Below are 20,032 nucleotides of genomic sequence, written 5' to 3'. Positions count from 1 at the left end.
GGCGGAATATTACAGTAAGAGCGTCCCAGACCGTCGTCACTAGGCGGCAAAACAAGGCAACAGATCTTCGTCAGTATCGACGTAAATCGCGGATGGTTGGATCTCATCATCAAGAAGCACGCCACCGCCAATCTCACTGTACCACTCTATTTCACCCGACGGTGCGAGACAGAGTAATCCGTCTTGTCCCGCGGAAATGTAAACCATTTCTTCAACACGCACGATCCTAGGGCTGCGTTGCCGTCTACCTGTATCTGTATCTACGAAGTCATAGTGGGCCGTTGCTTGGGAACTGTCGAGAGTGTAGACAGTGATGCCCGATACAGTCACCAAAAACAATTTCTCGTCGCAAAGTGCCGCCATCGCGTTTGATGCGGTTTTCCTGAGTGAGGGTTCGTCCGTTTCGACTGTCGTCGTGAAAACCTGGTTTTCGGTCTCCACGTCATATACCTCGAAGGTTCGCTCAAGTCTGTGATGCGATTGACTCATCCCCCATCCTGCTTCATCGGATTCGGAGTCATCATCCTCATCGTCGTCCTCAATCTCATCTTCCGTAACGAACAGAACGTGTGTTTCCGTAGCCTGAACCATTTGGTCTAGTATTTGGAACTGGCTCAATTGATCTCCGGATGTGGCATCCAGCACGCGGAGCGTCTCTCCGTCCCGAATAAAACAGTAGTCTCCTCTGAACGAGAGACGAGGCTCACTAGGAGATCGACTGATGACCTTGCCATCATCGGATCGCTTTGGCTCGGTATCAGTCAACGGACATCGCCACTCTACTGTCCCATCGGCAGCTGAAAGTCGTGTAAGGCATTCTCCTTCAACATCGTGACGAATGTAGATCGATCCCGCTTGTGCGGTACAGAGCACGGCATCGGTCTCTTTCCGCCACCGAACGCTCCCATCTGAGACATCTTGTGCGATAACTGACTCACCGTCAATATCTATCACAGTACTGTCGGTGATTTTCGGCCGAGTATGTCGATCTCCGTGGGGGACCGATCGCTCCCAAACGAGTTCCCCCGTTCTCTCATCAAGGCCAAAGAGCGCCTGCTTGGTACGAACCACGACTCGATCGACCGCTGGAACGCTCTTGCACCATGAGATATATTCGCCAATATCGTGAGTCCAACAATCTTGACCGGTTCGAATGTCGATCGCACCGATAACTGAATTATCCCAGATTAGAACCTGTTCTTGGCCTACAAGAAAGGAATCGAACGGCGTCGGTTGCCCAGTCTCATCGTGACGGCCCGTACCGGCGAATTCACCAGCAACCCGCGAATACGCACCCTTCGGGAACCCCCACAGATATTCTGGATGACCGCGTTCAGAATACACATTATATTCGTCGGTAGCGTACGCTTCAATCCAAGCATGATCGAACAAGAAGAGTGTCTCATGATGAACTTCTGCACCAGCACCAGACTTGTCGACTTGCCAAACCGGTTCTACAGGTTCCAAATCGTCAACGACTGGATCAAGGATCGATGTATCTACCTCTTCAGTCCGGCGTTTTGTGGAGCCATCTGAGGAACCGAGTGATGCTCGCCAGTCTGGACCGTCGTCCTCATCTTCTGTCATAGATTCGGAGACGTTGTCCTTTGGTATACATCTTCGCTCCACAGCAACAACGATTTTAATGGCTAATTATTGGAATAGTGGTAGTATCACTGAATATTATTGTGGTGCGTCTGCTTCGAAGAGTAATGGCACGAATATGGTTGACAAACGGGACTCCGACGATACCGGGGATTCTGAATCCGCTTACTGCAGCGTGCGACAGAGGATTTGTTCCGGATCAGGCACAAATCCTTTCGAATCCTGGTGTGGCTGATTCGGTTGCCGTTGCCAGCGAGATGTTCGACACGATAATCGATGCGTACAGCGGAGACGCAGACATCTCGCAGTACAGCCTTGAGCAGGAAACCGATTTTCCAGACATTATTGACTTCTATCGGTCGGCTATCGAGACGGCGAAAAATAACGGAGATACGATTGCTATTGATGTGACGCCTGGTCGGAAGTTCATGTCCGCGATCGCGTTCCAAGCAGGCTTTCAGTTTGGAGCTGACCACGTTTACTATTTCCACCGGAAAGCCGGTGGGTATTACGGGCAGTTCTACGCTGAGATTCCCCGGACTGCTACCGATCTAATCGACTTCAAAGAGGTGCTGTGATGCACGTTGACCGTCAGCGGTTAATGATCCTGCTGAATGCGCTCTTCGATCAAGGCGTCGATTCAATCCCTGTAAAGCACCCCTGTGACAATATCGGAGAGCTCGTCCGTATCAATCTCGAAGACAACGGACGAGCATCAGTCCGATTTACGCAAGGAGCGATAACGTACCAAGATAACCGCGATACGATCCCAGCCAAGTACGGTGAGTCCGCCTATGACGACTTGCCGGACGCACAGACGTATATCCGCGCGATGGTTGCAAGCGGCCACATCGAATTAAAAAATCTCGACGATGTCGTCGAATTCGTTAATCGACACGGCTACGCTGATCTCGAAGCAGGGCACGACCCCGTCGTCGTCGGGCTCGACGCGAATATCATGCCGTGGCGACTGCCTGAAGTGCTCGGAATCGACAGTGAAACCGGTGAGAGAGATGATCATGGCCGGCGGCCGACTAATGGGTACGCATTAGCGACCGGCATCAAGGAAGAGTTGGACTGGCACTTCAAGCAATACAACACGCATGAGCTAACTGCAGCGTTCGGAAAAGAGTTCGAGCGATTGGACAAACAGCCCGCGGGCGCGAACCGCGAAGGACTGCTTGGCCTCTACGAGTACCGACGGCTCCGGACGAACCGCACAGTCGATATTGTTGAATGCGAGACTGGTGACGAAGCGATTGTCGAGGGGTACCGGAAGTTCAACGAGGAGAGCCGGAAGAAAGCGATCTTGCTCAGTAATGACCGTGGGTTCGTTGAGCGAAGTAATACGGCTGGGGTCCCGGCGCAGCACATTGAGTATCCGATTGATCTTCCGCGGAAAGTAACGGGCTCATGGACAGAGACGTGTGAGCTGCTCTACTACCTAGCAGTCCTGTTCGGGGTCGTCACACTTCCGAAAGCAACAGTATATGGCGTCTGGAACGGGAAAGACGGTCGTCACTGGCAACACGAACAGGTAGATGTTGAGTGTCGCAGTCCAAAGATCGAACCACAACTAAAACGCGATTTAACGATCCTCAACGCGGCAAAGAACTGATTCACCGCCCACAACCGGGAAACCCATTACTCACTAAAGAATCCGATCACAAGCCAATCTGACGCGTCTCACAAGACTATGATCTAAACTGCTCTGTTGAATAGCGGTCTTGCTCAGGGTAGTAGAAAGTTTAGTCGGCTGGTGAGTGGCTGACACTACTGATCTCAAGACCGGTATCGTTTCACTGCGGCTCAGAGGCCGCTATTCAACAGAGCAATCTAAACCGCTCTTATTGAATCCCTCAATAACTTGGTCAAGCATCGCGCCTCATCCCCGGCTCTACACGGTGCTGCGTAGCCGTCAGTGACCCCTTCTACAAGCTCATTTTAAATTTTGATTATTCTTAGGTATCTCGACAGCCTTACTCCAGATGGCGCTTGAATCAGGACCGTCCATCTGCGGACCAGACAACACGTCCCAGGCTGAATGCCGCCCACCCTTCCTATAACAACAAGCATCTATGGGAGTTCAGCGGGGGTATAGAGCTGCTTTGAACCCCTAATTAACCGATTAAATCTCTTTAGGCAGTTCATGAGTCTCTTAGCAACTCCAGATTTATTACAACCGTATTGGGGATGACTGCCGAAACTCCTGATTTTTACAATAAATAGGAAATGTATTCTCTGAAATTCGGGGACAGCACGGAGGTAATTTTGTGGAAATGCTACTCATTGACTGCCGTCCGATCTTGATGGCTGATTACGGTCGATTAATAATATTGTAAATAGAACACGCATTCCTTGAAATCGCCAGCCAGCAACCGTGTGCGGATTATTGTAAATTGAACACGTATTCCGTATAATTCAGGGACATGAATTTTGTACTGTCTACTCGTTTAGCGAGATCTAACCTGAGTTATTAACTCATTCCGCTACGTGATTGCTATGTGATAAATTGTGCTTACTGTGCTTATTGTAAATTGAAGATGAATTTCCAATAATCGCTGCCCGTCGGTGAAACATTAGTTCATTGTAAATAAGAAATGATTTCCTTGAATTTCGGTGCCTGCTCTACATATTGTAAATCGAAAATGAATTCACGGCACACAGACTCTGAGAATGTCAGAATAGACTAGTATAGCGAACGATGTATTGTGCTTATCTGGCCTATTGAAAGACAGAAATCCGATGTATAGAATGCTAAATAATATGTCATTTAGTGGTCTCGACAATCATAGGTTTGGGCCTAACCGATGTACTCACGACCAGCAGTAATTGCCCGCAGTCAAGCCTGAGTATACCATCTACGATGAGTTTCAACAGAATGGCTCATCCTGTCCAAAATATTGAACCCAGCAGATAGCACGTTACTGTAACTCGTCCAGCCGGCGTTCATCAGCGTCAGTAAGGAGTTGGACATCGTATTTGTCCTCAAGAGCGGCGATCTCCTCAAAGCATTCACGGGCCGAAATTTCATTTTCCTCGTCGAGGTATTGCTTGCCTTGCTGTCGTCTGACTTTTGCTAACCCCTGTTTCCCGGCGTATCGAGGCAACGTCTCACGGTAGTACTGAGCAGCTTCATCTAGATGGTTCCACCACTCGTCTGTCACTCCCTCTTCGCGTTTGATCGTCTTGGCAAGTTTCCAGTGTGTCTCCGCTAATTGCTGAGCGATGTTCCGTTCCTCATAGTCTTCTGCCGCCAAGTCCATCGCCTCATCCAGAAGATCCAGTGCTTCGTGTAGACTCGACTCTGTGCTACTCTCAAGGAGTTTCTCTAATCGATCTTGGCGTTGTACGCCGTCGCTTTTCCAGATAACGTGGCCACCGAAATCAATACCGTACGCCGGATCGTCGTCAGGATCGCCTAGACGAAGCATCCAGCCGTCGTCCCGATCGATGAATTCGAGATGCTGGACGTTCCCGTGTTGGTTCTCGTGACGGAGCAGCTGTTCGCCGGACTCAACGTCGAATATGTAGGTGCTACAGTCTGGATTGAACGTACTGGTAGCAGCATACTCGCCGTCAGGAGTGATAGCGACCGGACCGATATTCGCGTCGAACTCGTGTTTCACGAATCGATGGCCTGACGCGTTGAATACATAGAATCTCCCCGAGAGCGTGTCACCCCAGTCGATCCAGTCAACGACAGCGACAGTGCCGTCGTTTCCGACAGCGCACGCGTTCGGCCGGTCGAGCTCAGTTGTGAACTGGAGCTCCTCGTCTTCAAAGAGAAACACGCGTCCCTGCTCCGGATCCCCGGCTCCAGCTCCTGATCGCCCATCTTGATAGGCTGCAATGTATTCGCCGTTTGGCGAAGTAGCAGTCTGGGCGTAGTATCGATTGTCGCCGTGCTCGATGTCTATCCGATCGGTTGCGCGGTCAGTAGTCGAGAATTCGGCACTGTCCTGCGTCGAGTGAGTAGCAGGCTCACCCGTCGATGTTGATGAGTCTGCCGAAGATTCTGAGTTTACCTGGGTCTGTGACCTTGGCTCTGGATCAGGAGTTGTCTCAGTTGGCGGCGTGTCGGAGACGTGAGAGGGCTCAACTGACTCGTTAATCGAGCGTCGTCGCCATAGGTAGAGACCAGCAGGGACGATTGCAAATAGCCAGACGAGTGATGTGAGTACGTACGCCCACCAGTACTGTGGCCAGTCGCTATACTCTCGGACACGTCTCGCGTCAAGGAAGAGTGCAATGGGCAGTCCAAACCAGACGGTGAAGAAGAGGACTCCCCAGAGTGCCACGGGTAGGACCTCGACCCCGAAGAACGCGACGACCCAACCAGGGATTGTGATCATAATCACCTTCTTCCAGATCGTGGTCGGTACTGACCCGGATTCCGTTGTAGTCCCTGTTTCGTATGCTGAATCCGGCTCCGATTCGGGTTCCTCTGGCTGTGATTGCTCTGTCGTGCCTGCTTGCTTCTGAGCGTGCTCGCTAGGAGTGTCAGACTCAACGGTAGTTACGAACTCAAGGTAGTCATCGACAAGATCAATCGCATCGTGTTGGACAACAAGCGTAGCGAGGTCAGTACCGTTGATGAGCTTCACATTAAGTCGGTCAGCAAGATCACGGGCTTGATCGGTGAACTCGTTTGTCGTCACGACGACTACCTTATCCACGCCGCTGTATTGCTGGTCAAGACTCGCGTACTGCTGAATATCCGGGGATCCAACAGTCGTGTTCGGCCCGTACCGCTTCGCCTGAATAAGCGTCTTCTGCTCGTACGGATGTTGTTTTTGAGCGATCACGTCAACGCCTTCATCCATCGTCGCGGACGAGACCTCGGTTTGCCAGCCCATCCGTTCCCAGAGATCCGCAACGAAGTGCTCAAACTCATACGGATCCATCTGCTGTAACACGGTCGTCAATTCATCGACGCTGTCTAGGGTACCTTCATCAAGCGGAAGTTCGTCACCGTGTTGTGAGGATTGGCCTACTGATCCGTTAGAATCGTGTGAATGTGAGGAACTGGAGTCACTCTTTTTCCCGACGTTTCGGAGTCGCTGGTACAGCTCACGGTACAGAACATATCGAAGAAACCGTTTCATCGTGATTTCCCTCTGTCCCGAAACCGTTCAAGAGTGTGTTGATAGGCCATACGTTGGCGTATTGGTGATTTCTTAGTATACAGGCATAATAATCATCGGGAGTACTGAATCAAGAGAATGGGATCACCCAAATCACTATATTTGCTACGCTCAGTGCCTGTGCGTATGTCATAATCGCACTTGAGCAGATCATACTGAACATCAATATTCCGTGTCTACAAACGAAATACGTTCAAGATGTAGAGTATGAAGTCAGTAGAGACAAATATATCAAATAAACCTTCGGTACTTTCAACATGTTCTACCATGTATTCTCAGGTAGAATGCCTAAGGATGGTCCCGCATTTAGTGAGACAAATTGTCCACTCGGTGTTCTGACTGCCAACTATGGGAATCAACTTTCTGTCGCTATGAAGGACCCACCTGTAACATGGGCATCCGACGCAGGGTGGGTTACAGCAAAGAAACTCGCAGATAAATACGGCGATCTTCCTCTTTATATTCGAGGAACTGAAGAAGAAAGCGAAAGTCATCTCGTTACCCACTTGGGAATCGCAGGAGACATCGCCCGGTACGATAAAAATCGAGGCCATGCGGAGCAGCTTATGCAGTACTTGGTTGAGGGGGATGTTATGCACCAAGGAGAAGATGCGTACGGTCACTACATTCGAGTTGACAAGTGTTGGGAACTTGAGAATCCATTTTCTCAAGAGGAACTCATTTTGGATTCACAAAACCGGCCTGTAGATCGGAATTATTCTCGAAACTATGCTATAGTCCAACTCCGTGATAAAGACATCTGAACCTAAAGACTGTTATTTGGTAAAGTAAGGGGACTCACGAATCGCTCAGTACAGATCTTATATCTATTTTTTCGATCTTCAGGTGTTATGCTCCTTTGATGGGTCTGTCGATCCCGCCTTCCCATCAGCGAAATGAATATTGGTTGGGATTCTGTAGACAAGCGTATGGACATTATTGGCATAGACACGAAGGATCCACGAACCCGTGTTCATATCCGCGCGGGTAGTTCTGATGGTGATGAGCTAGTTGCTTATGGATTAAGACGACACGTTGATCGACTCCCAGCCGACGCAGGGGAACGTATACGACGGGTTCTTTCTAACCACGATATAGAACAGTACCCCGAAGGAGCATACATCGGAACCTTCGGCGTAGAAAACTTTGATGAGAAGAAGACGAGGATAATTCGGGATCACCGTGAGATCGTTTCTGACCCATACCCAAGAAATATTGACCTGACTGAATTCCCGCCTGACGAGGGTCAACTCTACAAATGGTAGTCGGTGAATGAGGATTTCCAATACAGAGGACTCACAAATCGCTTAGTACAGGCAAGGAATCTAACGCGAGACATATCGACCAATCCATCAGTTGGTAAGATACCCGTGTGAGATACAGAGATCCTATACTGAACTTGATCATTGTTAATTTCATTATTTTCACCCCGATTATTTCTGACTGTTCAAAGCACCAAAAATATAAAATCCATCACAAAACATAATAGCCTATGGACCGGGAAGTGGTAGAGGGTATACCTTTAAACGGCAAAACATTTGATGCAAAAATACATGAGATCTCAGACTCTGGAAATGGATTAGTTGAAACGACAGAAACAAAAATTAATCTTGGACCTGTTGAGGCCGGCGCGGTTGGTGAACGGGTTGAAGCAATGAAACTTCCAGGGAAGTTTGCAAGAATAAAGAGACCAAAAAAGATTTTGAAATCTGATTATATTGAAAAGCTTCAATCTATGACTCCATATGACTTCTCAATTGATTATGGTGACGCACATCAGAATATTTCAAAACATGGTCTAAGAAAGCAGGAGAATATTGGTGCTATTCTCGAATATGTCCCAAATGATGATTCATCAACACCTGATGAAAGAAATCAAAGTAATGACGATCCACTATATCATCGTCCAATAAAGCGTATTAACAAGTATGGACATGGAGTTGTTGAAATTGATGGAGAGTTCATCTCGATAGGACCTGTAAGTGAAGATGCAGTCGGATATGAAGCTGCTGTTATTCCGATTGGCGACGGTTTTGGAGTGTGTAAAACTCTCTCAGTACGAAAAGAAAACTATTTTAAGAACTATTTAGGTCGCATTGATGATGTACTGATAGATACCCTAAATCATTACGAGGTCGGTATGACTGTCAGGGACAGACAGGAAGAGTTTATACAGAAAGCTGTGGTGGTTAATTTACCACCAATTCCAGCAAAGGATTATGTCCTATATCATGATGGACAAAAGGAAGTGACTGTTGAAGATGAGAACCCGGAATACGATAGACTCGTCTCCGTCGTTATTGTCGTGAGTGAAAAAACTCTACAAAAACATTTTCCGGAGTACGATGGCGGAACAATACCATTGAAAATGCTGTCTGAACAGGGAATAGAACATTATGCCTATCCCCCTGAACGTCTTCGTCCAATGGAAGATGATATGCCAGATTACGACGGATTAATATCAGTCTCAGAAACAAACACCCGTGATTTTAAACAGAAATTTTCTGAAACAAGCCCGAGCGATCCAGACGATGTCTTAGCTGGTGACGACTCTCCGCATAAATACAAAGCTGGTCTAAGCCAATCAGAGTCATCGGTGGAAAGGTCCGAAAAAGAAGGTCAAACAGAAATAAATAACTCTTCTTCAGCTGAAGCAGAAACACCAATAAAATCCACCAACAATAAAAAAGAGAAACGATCACAGAAAGAGGATAAAGAATTTTGTTCTCCAGAAGATGAAAGCACTGAATCTATTTCTGATCCTTCAAAATCTGAAATTAAAGAACCAACAGATGACACTTACGGGGAAGAGGAAGAGGTTGAAACAGCAACCACAGACTCTTCGGTTGTTGTAGATGGTAGTACAGATCCGCAAGAACGCTCTGTGAACAATACATCAGAAATAAAAAATGAAGGAGCTCGGAACGAAGCGAGTCTTGACGAACTCCGTGAAAGGGCCAAAGAAAATGAGGTTGAGGAAATCACTCAAGAAGTCTCAACAACAAATACAACTGAAAAGACTCAGTATCACCGATCACCGGAGATTAAAGAATATGTGAAGGCCCGGGCTGAAGGATGCTGCGAAGGTTGTGGTAAACCAGCCCCATTTACTGATAAAACAGGTGACCCTTACCTGCATGCGCATCACGTCCATGAGCTTAGTGACGGTGGATCGGATACTGTGGATACAGTGATTGCACTATGTCCAAATTGCCATTATAGAGTGCATCACGGTGGGGATGGTGAAAAATACAATCAAAAGTTACTGGAGAAAGTTCAGAGACTGGAAAACAATTAAACCTCGTATTGTCAGACTATTACTTTCCTCTTCTCAGACCAGAGCTGCTCTGTTAAATTCGTAATTATATAATTTTGGTTTAACTCGTAGCATATCGCAAATCCTCAATCATCTGTTGAATACGTGCTCTTCATCTTGCACGGCGCTCCGAACATCACTGGGAACTGGTAGGATTCTCGTCGCTCAATAAGCATTCTTCAGTGACCGGCTATTTCAGACGAGAATCTATCTGAAGAATACGACTTCAACAGAGCCGTAGACCTGCTTTTAGTTTCACTGTGACTGTCCTCTACTACGCGAGTACCGGGACTCGCCACAGAGAGTAGGTTCGTCTGTGCCGGTTCGTTAACTCCCACGTATAGATACTATTACGTGCTAGTTGACAAGCTTCGTCGTCACGTTCTCCGAACTCGACGACGAAGCGGAAAACAGTCAATTCGGTTCAGACCCAGTGATATTCTGTACATCAGACGTGATTTCCTGTTGACCCATGTGCGTGATCCTGTAGAACGTTTGTCGGCTATCTGTATCTTCTGGGGTGCCAACTCGCGCAACCAGACCGGTATCAATGAGTTTTCCGAGGTGATGAGTAAGGTCGAATCCGGGGTCGTCGATGGCTTCATCGAGGCTTTTTCGGGCGACTTCCTCACGGGCCCACAGGTAGTAAAGGATCGCGTATCGTCGCCTGTCGCTCAGCGCGGCTTTCCGTGCGACGTGGTCCGTGAGCGTCCCCATACCACCGCTGAACAACTGGTCGTCTACGTACTGCACTAAGTCGCCGTCTTCGGGATCTGGCGATGTGGGAGTGGTTTCAGATGACATCGTTACTGGACGTACAGCGCGGATTCATGTGAATCTGCTGATTAGCAAGAAATATTTCTTTGTTTTTAATTGATGATTTGCTCGGAGATGTAATGCGCCTGTTTTTGACGAAACGGGGGCATAGACAGGAGCATGTGAATCACAGTTTCGACGGCACTCACTCTTCTTACTACGCAGCGTGACTATCCAGACAGAGCACCCGAGACTCGATCTAGTACCGCGTATCATCCACGGCCTGTACGGTGCCATGTATCGGCTATCAACTCCTTCACAACAGGTCGTTCTCACAAATCGACCTTCTGATAAGATTCCGACAAGCCACTCCCGACATGGCGCTTGAACGTAGGCCGCCCGTCTGCGGTCCAGACAACAGGCCTGGAGCTAAATGCTCTTCACCCTTCTATAACAACACCCATGTTCGGAAAATGAGCGGGGGAATAGAACGGCAAGAGACACAAGTAGTCTGATTAAATTGTAGCTTGTCGTTTCTAAAGCTCTTAGAAACGGCGAGTTATTTTTCGGTGATTTACTGGGTGAGCTGGAAAGTACAGAATTTCGTTGTATACTGAGAATGAATTCCTTACAATTCGGAGACTGAACGGCCGTGATTCTGCGGTCTTCCTAGGGTTTCTGGATTGAGTGCTGATCTGCTCTGATTTTGGCTTGTTAATAATATTGTGAATGCGAAATGAATTCATTATAATTACGGGACAGCAGACGCATGCCGTGTATTGTAATTTGAGTATGAATTCTTTGATTTTCGGAGACAGCATTTTTGATCGTGTTGCCTCAACTGTTCAGGGTTGACACAGATTATTAACCTCAGTTTGGATGTGACGAGATACTGATAATATGTTGCGTGCACTTGATATTGTGAATAGAATATGAATTCACTGCATCCCGGCGGTATCAGTGAATTCGGGTCTGATTGTAGAACTAGCATGATTGCCTTGAATTTCGGTGCCGGCTCTACATATTGTGAATGGAATATGAATTCACTGCACACAGAGCTAATTAACATACAATAAAATTAGTATTCAACCTGAGGTATCTTGCTTAGAAGTCTATTACGAGCTAAAACCCGACGTATAATAGTTTACAGATATGTGATATATTGGATCTTACAATCGGTACTGACTTCCATCTGACTACCCATGATACTCCTGAGGAAATTGCTAGAATCGAACCAAGTAGCATCAGAATTTCCCACAGATTTTTACCATCTGCTTTCTTGAAAATTTGTTGATGAAGATATTACGTGAAGAGAGTTATCAGTCTACTCCTACCTTGTGGCCTGGTGAGGAAGATCTCCAATCTCCCGATGGCAAGGATGATCCATGGGTCGAGAAAGATTCTGTCGTTATTCAATTACAGGATAGTGGTCCATATAATAACAAACTGATTGTAAGGTTGAAAGGTGGTAGTGAGACTATTGAGCAGTATCAATTTGAGGTGCTCTCAGATGAGTATCGGATCTGCCGGCCGGAAGATGAGGATATACCAATTATAATTCTCCACTATGTTGCTGAGTTTGGATACTACGTCGAAGGAAGTGAGAACGGCCCTTGGGGGCAATATGAGTACTTAATTGATGCAGCCGGTCGCTTCCAGGAGCGAGCGCAGCAGGCAGATAGCCCGGTTACTAACTATCTTTTCCGTATTGTCTCGTCTCAGGTTGAACTGTTGTGTGTGAAACTGGCCTCGGAGTCCAAGCTTAACGATGAAAAGTATGATTTAGAAGCATTAGAGCAAGGAACTGAGGCGGACAGTACAGAGGAAGCAGAATTTATACACGGAACGGTACAGCTTAACAAGCTCCCTCTCTCCGATAGCACGATAATACCTGAGCAGCTCAAAGAATTCGATCTAACTTCCGAGATCGTTCGCCCAAATGAGGGACTTCATGGAGTTGATGTCAATCACTACTACGAGGAGCACCACGGTACTATCGCGGTGATTGTAACCCTTCCGTGGGGGATGAAGTACTTCAAATTTGATGGGGAAGTAAACGGTAAATGCACTCTTGAATTCACAGGTCGAGAAGAGTTACCGGGAATCTTCATAGAAGAGTATCTCAAGAATGAGGCTAATGCAGAAGTTATGAATATTCCAAGAGTTAGAGCCTCAGACTCGAATTTGGAGATGCTCAGAAATTGCCGGATGCTGCTGGATAATATCCGTGAGACTGAGGGGATAAAAAATAGTTCGAGTATGGATTGGTTAGAAACGACTGAGCTTAGGATCAATCTTAGTGAGATGTACTTGAGTCTTCAGGAGTCAGTTGGTGAGGAACAGTTCTTACAAGTTCTAGATGACGTGTTGTCCGAAAGAACAGATGATCTCCGTGTTGATGACTTACGAGAGGCGTCTTTCGAGCAATCTGAAACGATCGTGGTGCTACTTGGATTAGCAGCGCGGCAGTTAGATGCAGATGAAAAGCAAGAGGCCAGTGCCTATATTGAGCGGAAGAATCTGGATGAAGTTGATACTGATGTAATCAGCATCGAGGAATATACGGAATATCTCGCCAAGAAATTATAGTGCTACTGTTGGCTCTCTTACGCACCTGTAGGCGGTGATACACTTGCCGAAGTAAAACGAAAGCTGCGTCAGTCGGTTCCGCTCTTTGTCTCACCGTGACTACGATCTACTGCTGGCGAGTACCGGGACTCGCCGGAAGGAGTTGGTTCGTCCGTCCCGGTTCGTTAACTCCCACGTATAGAGACTAATACGTGCCAGTTGACGAAGATCTCTATCGTCGTCGAGTTCTTTCGGTTCAACAGTCGGGTCAGGCATCCAGAACGCTTGCTGAGTACGGCACTTGTGTGCCTAGCGTGATTCAGGGAATACGTGAACCTAAGGTTCCTCAGGTGCGCCAGGAACACAGTGTTGTTGAGGACTACGAAGTCGTTGAGTTGGATGAACGAAGTAAGGATGTCCAGTTGCACTAGGAGCTTAGTGTACATCCGGGGATGAGCGGTCCTGTACAACACTCCGCGAGCAAGCCGTTTCAGGTAGTGACTGTTCGCCAGGTGACGTAGGCGCGCAACTCGCCAGATGTGCTGCGTGGGCTTAACAGCCACCGGACGTGTTCCACACGCCGGGAGCTGGGCACTCCATGAGAGTGAGTATCGGTGACGCAGGAAGTAGGTGAGGTTACTCACGGTTGACTGGACGTGCCGACCAACGAATTATGTTGGAACACTCTCGTAGTGGACCGTATCATGCCACTCATTCACGACTACTACTGTACGAACGAGGCGTGTGGGTTCTCCGGGCCGAGTGGCTGGGGGTACTATATGTACGCAGAAGCGGACGACGGCGAACGAATTACGTGTCCACATCCTGGTGAGCAAGCAAGAGCTCGTGAGATAATCGGTGAGGATGTGAGTGATGAGGAGTTCGATAGTTGTACTGGATTCAATTACCACTGTGTCTGTATCGACTGTGTTGAGCAGTTTGACCGCGATCCGGGGCGTGATCAATTGCGCTGTCCCAACTGCGAATCCACCGCTGTTGAACTTCTCGTTGAGCTCGTTGGGCAGCCCTGTCCGGAATGCGGGGATGGGAACTTCGTTGCTGAGGATACGGGGGCGATTGCCTGATGACCGTTGAGAGTGTGTTTGAGGATCGTGCAAAGGGAGTCCTGCTGGGACTTGCCTGCGGTGATGCACTTGGTCGCCCAGTAGAGTTCGCGTCGCAGGAGCAGATCAAGCGTGAACATAGGCGCGTGACCGATATGCTCGGAAATGGAACTCACCGTCAGCCAGCAGGCACGATTACGGACGATACTGAGATGGCGCTGTGTATCGCCGGTAGCTTGGTAGAACAGGGGCAGTTTGACCCGGCGGATGTGGCTGAGCGCTTCGTTGCGTGGTATGAAAGTGGCCCGTTTGACATCGGTGGGATGACGCGGCGAGCTCTCAGCCGCATTCAAAACGGGGAGTCATGGGAGACGGCGGGTGAGCGAGAGTGGGACGCAAGCCCAGAGGGAAGTAACGCTGGGAACGGGAGTGTGATGCGGTGCGCACCGCTGGCTGTTGCTTACGCAGATTATCCAGCTGCGCTCGTTAGAACAAGCATTGACTCGTCCCGGATCACCCACGCAGATCCACGCTGTACCTTCGGATGTGCTGTCCTTAACCTCACTATTGCTGCCGCTTTTCAAGGTCAGGATGTACCACTGAGTATGCCTTGTTGAACGCAAGACAGCGTCGGGGTAGGGTCGGTAACTCACGGTTTCACGGCGTTAAAGCACGGTTCTTACACTCAGAAGATGTAGTAGCTGCCGCTGACGGTGTTGCTCGAAGAGTCAAAACTATGCCATCTTACTCCCTTGATCAGATGACGATGGCGATGCCTCTCCCAAATATGTCCGGAGAAGGGGGAGCAGGCGGCGAGCCCTAACTCGCCGCCTGCGTTAGGTTATGGATGATGCACTTCCGCGTGAGCTCCCGGAACTGGCCGTGCCAGCTCCGGGAGCGTAGCTTCTCGCCGTCGTCTTCCTTCAACTGCGAGAAGCCCGTTTCACTCATCCAGCGCTGGTTGTAATCCTCATTCATCCGGGCGTTGTGAGCCTTCTGTAGCGGTGTTTGCTCTCTGTGCTTGATCAGTGGTCGCGTTGAGTTGGAGCGACACTCCTCACGGAGATCGCTCCATGAGTAGTTTGCGTCGGCAGATAACACGCGCAGGTCTTCCGCGTTCCGGCGGAAGACCTGCATCCCAATATGACCGTCCCATGCCTTCTGCGTCGTGAAATGAACGTCCTTGATCGCTAGCGAATTCACGTCGATCAAAATCGTCGTCTTCATCGACTGAAACGAGAAGTCTGCGCGGTCGCGGTAGTGGTAGCTGGTTTGATCGCGTTGAAAGCCGCTTGCGTCAATTGCGGCTTCACCACTCCAGCCCGCCTGCTCCGCCGAAGCGCGGAGCAGGCGGCGGAGTTCACGCATTCGGTACTCCTTTTCCCACCGACAAAACGAGCTGTAGTGCGGTGCGTCGTCAAGATCAAACACGGCGAGGACGCCGGGCATTTCGTTGAGGTAGTCTTCGGTCTCACGGAGACTCTTCTCCAGTTCGACGCGGTACAGGATCAACGCGATCTGCACCCACTCGGCGTACCCGTCCGCGCCGTCCGGCGCGGCGGGTACGTCCGGATCATCAACATGCTGTTTGGCAAGGTCTCGACACATCCAAGCAAGCCGTCTGAGCGATGCCATATCGCCAGACGGCGTCCATTTCCGGGTTAATCTGGCGGAATATTACAGTAAGAGCGTCCCAGACCGTCGTCACTAGGCGGCAAAACAAGGCAACTGAGTACCGCGTTAGATCTGCTCTCCGAGGATTTATCGACAAGTCTACAGCGAACTACTGGCGTGATTCCTGACGGCGCTTCTCCATTGCTCGAAGCGGGGATTCCGGGAGAACTCCGATCTGCTCTTGAAGTAATTCCAAATGAAATTGATCCGTACCAGCTCTCGAACAGTGGCTATGTCGTCGATACGCTTCAGACGGCATTATACGATGCTTTGACTGCTGACTCAGCCGAAGACGCTATCGTTACAGCAGTCAACCGAGGCGGAGATACAGATACGATCGGTGCGATTTCGGGTGCGATTGCTGGGGCGCGATTCGGGACGGCATCACTTCCGGATCGATGGCTCAATGAGATTGACAATCGGAAATATCTTGAGGAGATTGCTAGTGCCCTTGCTGTCCATCCGAATGGGACACGGAGTAGTAGTAATTCCACTGAAAGCGATCAGAATAGGGATTGATTCTGCTGAAGAGGAGCGGTAGGCGCGCTGCTCGGAACAGGGGCACGATCTTGTCGAGATAGATATGTTGACGCCACCCGAAGAAGCGTTCACGAGATTGGGAATCCTCTGTGACTGTCCGCCATTATGATTCCTGGATCGAACTGCGCGGCCGCATCTTCAACGGAGTACTATTCGCTATCGTACGGAAGTTACGATCTGGAACACGCCGACGCGTGCGTCCCCTCAATTCGGGGCTTCCCATGGAGCACGTCTGGCGTTTTTACGATGCGAACTGTGCTACTCGTTCTACTGCGTACTACCGTTTCTCACCCCCGTTTTAACAAAATAAGCGGAGATCTCGTATACACCATAATTTTTACAGTCAATATTAGAGCCGATCCCCACGCCTTCTGTGAATTAAATAGACTAGCCTATGCCAATTGTTGCTATTTCATATTCAGGCACATATTTATTTTGCCAATAAAGATGTGAATAATTCCTCTAAACGGGTCATTTCTCACATAAGGCTAACCGTTTAAAACAAGTCACCCATATCCAAGTTTGCAAAGATGAACAAGAATACTAGGAACGACGTAGGAAATATCGGATTTATTCAGCTCAAAGAAGAACTCCAACAACTAGATATAGATGAGCTGGAAGAAGTTCAGACAAAAATCGCTACCGAACTTGATCGACGCAATAACGGGATTGAGGATGCTGAGAATGTCAACTTGATCAACGGTAAATGGGTCAAGTGGAGATCCCTTTCGGCCCACCCGAATCTCAAGGCAGTCAAGCCGTGGATTCTGCGAGTAACGGGTACTCATGACAAATTCGGTGTTGATGGGGATTGGCTGGATAAGCAGAAAATAGATGGTAAGTACCACATGGACGTAAATAAGTTGGAGAATAGAGACATTATCAAAGTAAGCGGGGCTAGCCATAACAATAGGAAGCACCGCTATTATCGTGTGCTTGAGATAACAGACGACCAACTCTACTACGAGCCGAAACGTGGCCTAAAAGAGGCATCAGTTCTCGAAGAATTTAGCTAAATAACTACCATCTGATAAATATAATGACACATATAGATGCCATTATCACCCCGAGCGAAGAACCGGCGGACAATCTACAGAAGGCGAAGGTAACTAAGTCCGAAAAACAAGGCGCGGTAGGTGTTCCTGTTTTCTTCAGCGCAGAAGACATCCAGAAGCAAGGCATTGATCCAAATGAAGTTGATGAGATCGGAGTTCGCGTCAAAGATGGATTTGTAGTATTTGTACCTTTATCGCCCGAAAAAGGTGATCAGTAGGTGTGTTTTCCAAGCGTTTAATATGCAAAATAGCATCGTCATAATTCACGAGAGTTATGCCCGGGAATAGTAGTGATACTCAGCCGACAATGACATATCCCACTAAGGAGCAGCACGCTCGCTGGAAGAAGGAAGCAGAACAGATGGATATGTCTCTTTCAGAATTCATCCAGGCAATGACAGAGGCAGGGATGAAAAAGTTCGATGTAGATGTAGAAATGGATGAATCTCTGGATGAAGTACGCCGTCAGCGAAACGATCTCAAGAGTGAATTAGACAGAACGCGAGATCGGTTGAGTGACTTGGAAGAGCAGGTTCAATCTAAAGAACGTGCTGAGATCAAGTCCTTTGTTGAAGATAACCCTGGAGCAAATCTACAGGAGATTTCTCAGCGTGTCGTCGAAACGGCAGCCGATCGAGCAATTGAACAGGTCAACCAGATGGTGACGATTGGTGAATTACAGTACGAGAACGGAGAGTACTACATCTAATGCCCAAATCAGAGGACCCCCATCGACGAATAGGGGTTTACAAGGCTTTAGAACAGGTTCCGGAGCACGCCCAGTTGTCACGTTATACAAGATCGTATTTGGGGCGTGACGTGTGGTCTGAGTACTACCAGGCTGAACTGTCTGACGCTGCAGAGACCGTTGAGTATGAGGCTAGTCTCGTTGAAGAATCGTGGAAAGAACATATGGACCAGCGCGACCGGCATTATGCCCTTGCACGCCCTACTGATGTCGAATTATGGTTCTCAAGATTAACTGATCAGATGCAACACAAGCGAGCATACAATCCGTATTGGGTTCGATTGGAAGAGTTCTATGACTATCTAATGTGGCATCCAGATCATCCACACTCATATCACCCGCCGCGGATGGCAGCTGGACAGGATGGGGCCGCAAATGAGGTTTGGCAGTTCAAAATCCGAGAGAGGAATCTATGAGTGAAGAGGATCTGACAATACGAGACAAACGCGAACGGATTGGTGACGAATTTGACTCAGATGTAGACCCTCTCCTGAAGTACGAACAGAAATTTAGAGAAATCCAAGAGGATGGTATTGATCCCTTTGAAATATATCTCGATAAGACAATACGAGGTAGTTCAAAGGCAGATAATACTGTTGGGGGGTATGAGAGACACTTGCGACAGTTTAGAGAGTTTGCGAATAGCAAGGGTCGGCATCCGGTATGTGCGTCGGCCAGCTTGATTGTTGATTTTGCTGAGTACGAAGCGTATCAAAAAGGGAATGGAACCGGGAGTATCAAAAGAAAATTACAACATATTAGAAAAGCATTTGAGTACTTTGAAACTCGCAACGAATATCCACATCAAGATTATAACCCAGTTGATGAGGCTTGGGACGAAATTTTATGGCCTGAACAAGAAGACAGAGAATACCCGAAAGTAACAGTTAAAGAACTACGTGAAGCCCTTGACGATGTTACTCATCTCTTCATCCTTACAGTATTAATGATGGGTCTCAAGCTAGCCATGCGGCAGGCAGAAATTCGGAATGTTAAATTGAAAGACATCCACATAGAAAATTCTGAACTTCAGAAACACTATCCAGAACTCGGCACACATAAGCGACTCACTGACTTCGACAATGCGATCTATATTCCTAGCCAAGATGAGCGACCAGGTAACAAGTCAGAGAATCCACGGGTATTACCACTTGATGACGAAATGCGCCAGGTGCTCACACAATACCTGCTGATACGTCCAGACTGTGGTGAGCCGTGGGTCTTTTTATCACAAACTCATCATGAACGAATCAAGGACAAGGACGGGATAAACAGACACTGGCGAGATCAAATGCGTCCCCATGTTGAAGCTGAGGATTACGAAAGGGAATTAACCAGTCACTTCGGTCGCCATTGGTTTACGAGTTATTGGAAGATCCACAAAAATATGAATAAAGAACTGGTCGAATACATGCGCGGAGACAATATTGGGGATAATGAAGATACTATTAGTGAGTATCTTCACGCGTACTACCCAGATATTGAGGACAAATACCGTGAGAAGATCTACAAACTCCTCGTTTGATTCTTCGGTTACCTTTCGAAGAGGTTGCTAGTGG

At 48.3% G+C, this 20,032-nt stretch carries 16 protein-coding genes and 1 pseudogene; 13 read left to right on the top strand and 4 right to left on the bottom strand.

Annotated elements, in window-relative coordinates; translation table 11 throughout:
• Nucleotides 1-39 precede the first annotated feature (39 nt).
• On the bottom strand, nucleotides 40-1,587 hold the full coding sequence (locus ACZ45C_RS09685; RefSeq protein ID WP_460561929.1) for an outer membrane protein assembly factor BamB family protein: 1,548 nt from the start codon (nucleotides 1,585-1,587) through the stop codon (nucleotides 40-42).
• Nucleotides 1,588-1,712: 125 nt separating this feature from the next.
• Between ACZ45C_RS09685 and ACZ45C_RS09680 the strand changes: the two genes are divergently transcribed.
• Both ACZ45C_RS09680 and ACZ45C_RS09675 read left to right on the top strand, forming a co-directional pair.
• Complete coding sequence (locus ACZ45C_RS09680) at nucleotides 1,713-2,183, top strand: PDDEXK family nuclease (protein WP_460561931.1); 471 nt, start codon at nucleotides 1,713-1,715, stop codon at nucleotides 2,181-2,183.
• On the top strand, nucleotides 2,183-3,223 hold the full coding sequence (locus ACZ45C_RS09675; RefSeq protein WP_460561933.1) for a hypothetical protein: 1,041 nt from the start codon (nucleotides 2,183-2,185) through the stop codon (nucleotides 3,221-3,223). The genes ACZ45C_RS09680 and ACZ45C_RS09675 overlap by 1 nt, the downstream gene beginning before the upstream one ends.
• Nucleotides 3,224-4,529: 1,306 nt before the next feature.
• Here the strand turns inward: ACZ45C_RS09675 and ACZ45C_RS09670 are convergent.
• The gene (locus tag ACZ45C_RS09670) at nucleotides 4,530-6,512 is read right to left on the bottom strand and encodes a restriction endonuclease (protein WP_460561935.1); all 1,983 of its coding nucleotides are present in this window, start codon (nucleotides 6,510-6,512) and stop codon (nucleotides 4,530-4,532) included.
• 497 nt (nucleotides 6,513-7,009) lie between these two features.
• Here ACZ45C_RS09670 and ACZ45C_RS09665 point away from each other — a divergent pair, with 497 nt between their 5' ends.
• The 3 genes from ACZ45C_RS09665 (at nucleotide 7,010) to ACZ45C_RS09655 (ending at nucleotide 10,050) form a co-directional block, all read left to right on the top strand.
• Nucleotides 7,010-7,516, top strand: coding sequence for a hypothetical protein (locus ACZ45C_RS09665; protein WP_460561937.1), 507 nt, complete (start codon nucleotides 7,010-7,012; stop codon nucleotides 7,514-7,516).
• 165 nt (nucleotides 7,517-7,681) lie between these two features.
• Entirely contained in the window at nucleotides 7,682-8,017 is a 336-nt protein-coding gene (locus ACZ45C_RS09660; protein ID WP_460561939.1) for a hypothetical protein, read from the top strand.
• A gap of 227 nt (nucleotides 8,018-8,244) precedes the next feature.
• Entirely contained in the window at nucleotides 8,245-10,050 is a 1,806-nt protein-coding gene (locus ACZ45C_RS09655) for an HNH endonuclease (protein WP_460561941.1), read from the top strand.
• Nucleotides 10,051-10,482: 432 nt separating this feature from the next.
• Here the strand turns inward: ACZ45C_RS09655 and ACZ45C_RS09650 are convergent, their stop codons facing one another.
• Nucleotides 10,483-10,872: a winged helix-turn-helix domain-containing protein gene (locus ACZ45C_RS09650; protein WP_460561943.1), complete on the bottom strand. Its 390-nt coding sequence runs from the start codon at nucleotides 10,870-10,872 to the stop codon at nucleotides 10,483-10,485.
• A gap of 1,245 nt (nucleotides 10,873-12,117) precedes the next feature.
• Between ACZ45C_RS09650 and ACZ45C_RS09645 the strand changes: the two genes are divergently transcribed.
• The 3 genes and pseudogenes from ACZ45C_RS09645 to ACZ45C_RS09635 all read left to right on the top strand — a co-directional run.
• Nucleotides 12,118-13,413, top strand: coding sequence for a hypothetical protein (locus ACZ45C_RS09645; protein WP_460561945.1), 1,296 nt, complete (start codon nucleotides 12,118-12,120; stop codon nucleotides 13,411-13,413).
• A 683-nt stretch (nucleotides 13,414-14,096) separates the two neighbouring features.
• The gene (locus tag ACZ45C_RS09640) at nucleotides 14,097-14,477 is read left to right on the top strand and encodes a hypothetical protein (RefSeq protein ID WP_460561947.1); all 381 of its coding nucleotides are present in this window, start codon (nucleotides 14,097-14,099) and stop codon (nucleotides 14,475-14,477) included.
• 14 nt (nucleotides 14,478-14,491) lie between these two features.
• Nucleotides 14,492-15,058: pseudogene (locus tag ACZ45C_RS09635) on the top strand (ADP-ribosylglycohydrolase family protein); the annotation flags it as partial.
• Between the two features lie 217 nt (nucleotides 15,059-15,275).
• Here the strand turns inward: ACZ45C_RS09635 and ACZ45C_RS09630 are convergent.
• On the bottom strand, nucleotides 15,276-16,091 hold the full coding sequence (locus ACZ45C_RS09630; RefSeq protein WP_464374304.1) for an IS5 family transposase: 816 nt from the start codon (nucleotides 16,089-16,091) through the stop codon (nucleotides 15,276-15,278).
• 156 nt (nucleotides 16,092-16,247) lie between these two features.
• Between ACZ45C_RS09630 and ACZ45C_RS09625 the strand changes: the two genes are divergently transcribed.
• From ACZ45C_RS09625 to ACZ45C_RS09605, 5 genes are all read left to right on the top strand, one after another.
• Nucleotides 16,248-16,649, top strand: a complete 402-nt coding sequence (locus tag ACZ45C_RS09625) for an ADP-ribosylglycohydrolase family protein (RefSeq protein WP_460561894.1) — start codon at nucleotides 16,248-16,250, stop codon at nucleotides 16,647-16,649.
• A gap of 551 nt (nucleotides 16,650-17,200) precedes the next feature.
• Entirely contained in the window at nucleotides 17,201-17,686 is a 486-nt protein-coding gene (locus tag ACZ45C_RS09620; RefSeq protein ID WP_460561896.1) for a hypothetical protein, read from the top strand.
• A gap of 23 nt (nucleotides 17,687-17,709) precedes the next feature.
• The gene (locus tag ACZ45C_RS09615) at nucleotides 17,710-17,943 is read left to right on the top strand and encodes a hypothetical protein (protein WP_460561898.1); all 234 of its coding nucleotides are present in this window, start codon (nucleotides 17,710-17,712) and stop codon (nucleotides 17,941-17,943) included.
• Between the two features lie 89 nt (nucleotides 17,944-18,032).
• Nucleotides 18,033-18,434, top strand: a complete 402-nt coding sequence (locus tag ACZ45C_RS09610) for a hypothetical protein (protein ID WP_460561900.1) — start codon at nucleotides 18,033-18,035, stop codon at nucleotides 18,432-18,434.
• A 451-nt stretch (nucleotides 18,435-18,885) separates the two neighbouring features.
• Entirely contained in the window at nucleotides 18,886-19,998 is a 1,113-nt protein-coding gene (locus tag ACZ45C_RS09605) for a tyrosine-type recombinase/integrase (protein ID WP_460561902.1), read from the top strand.
• The last annotated feature ends 34 nt before the right edge of the window (nucleotides 19,999-20,032 follow it).

It is taken from the genome of Halorubrum pallidum, assembly GCF_055380345.1.
The sequence above is the reverse complement of the archived record's forward strand: the minus strand, read 5'-3'. Positions and strand labels throughout refer to the sequence as shown.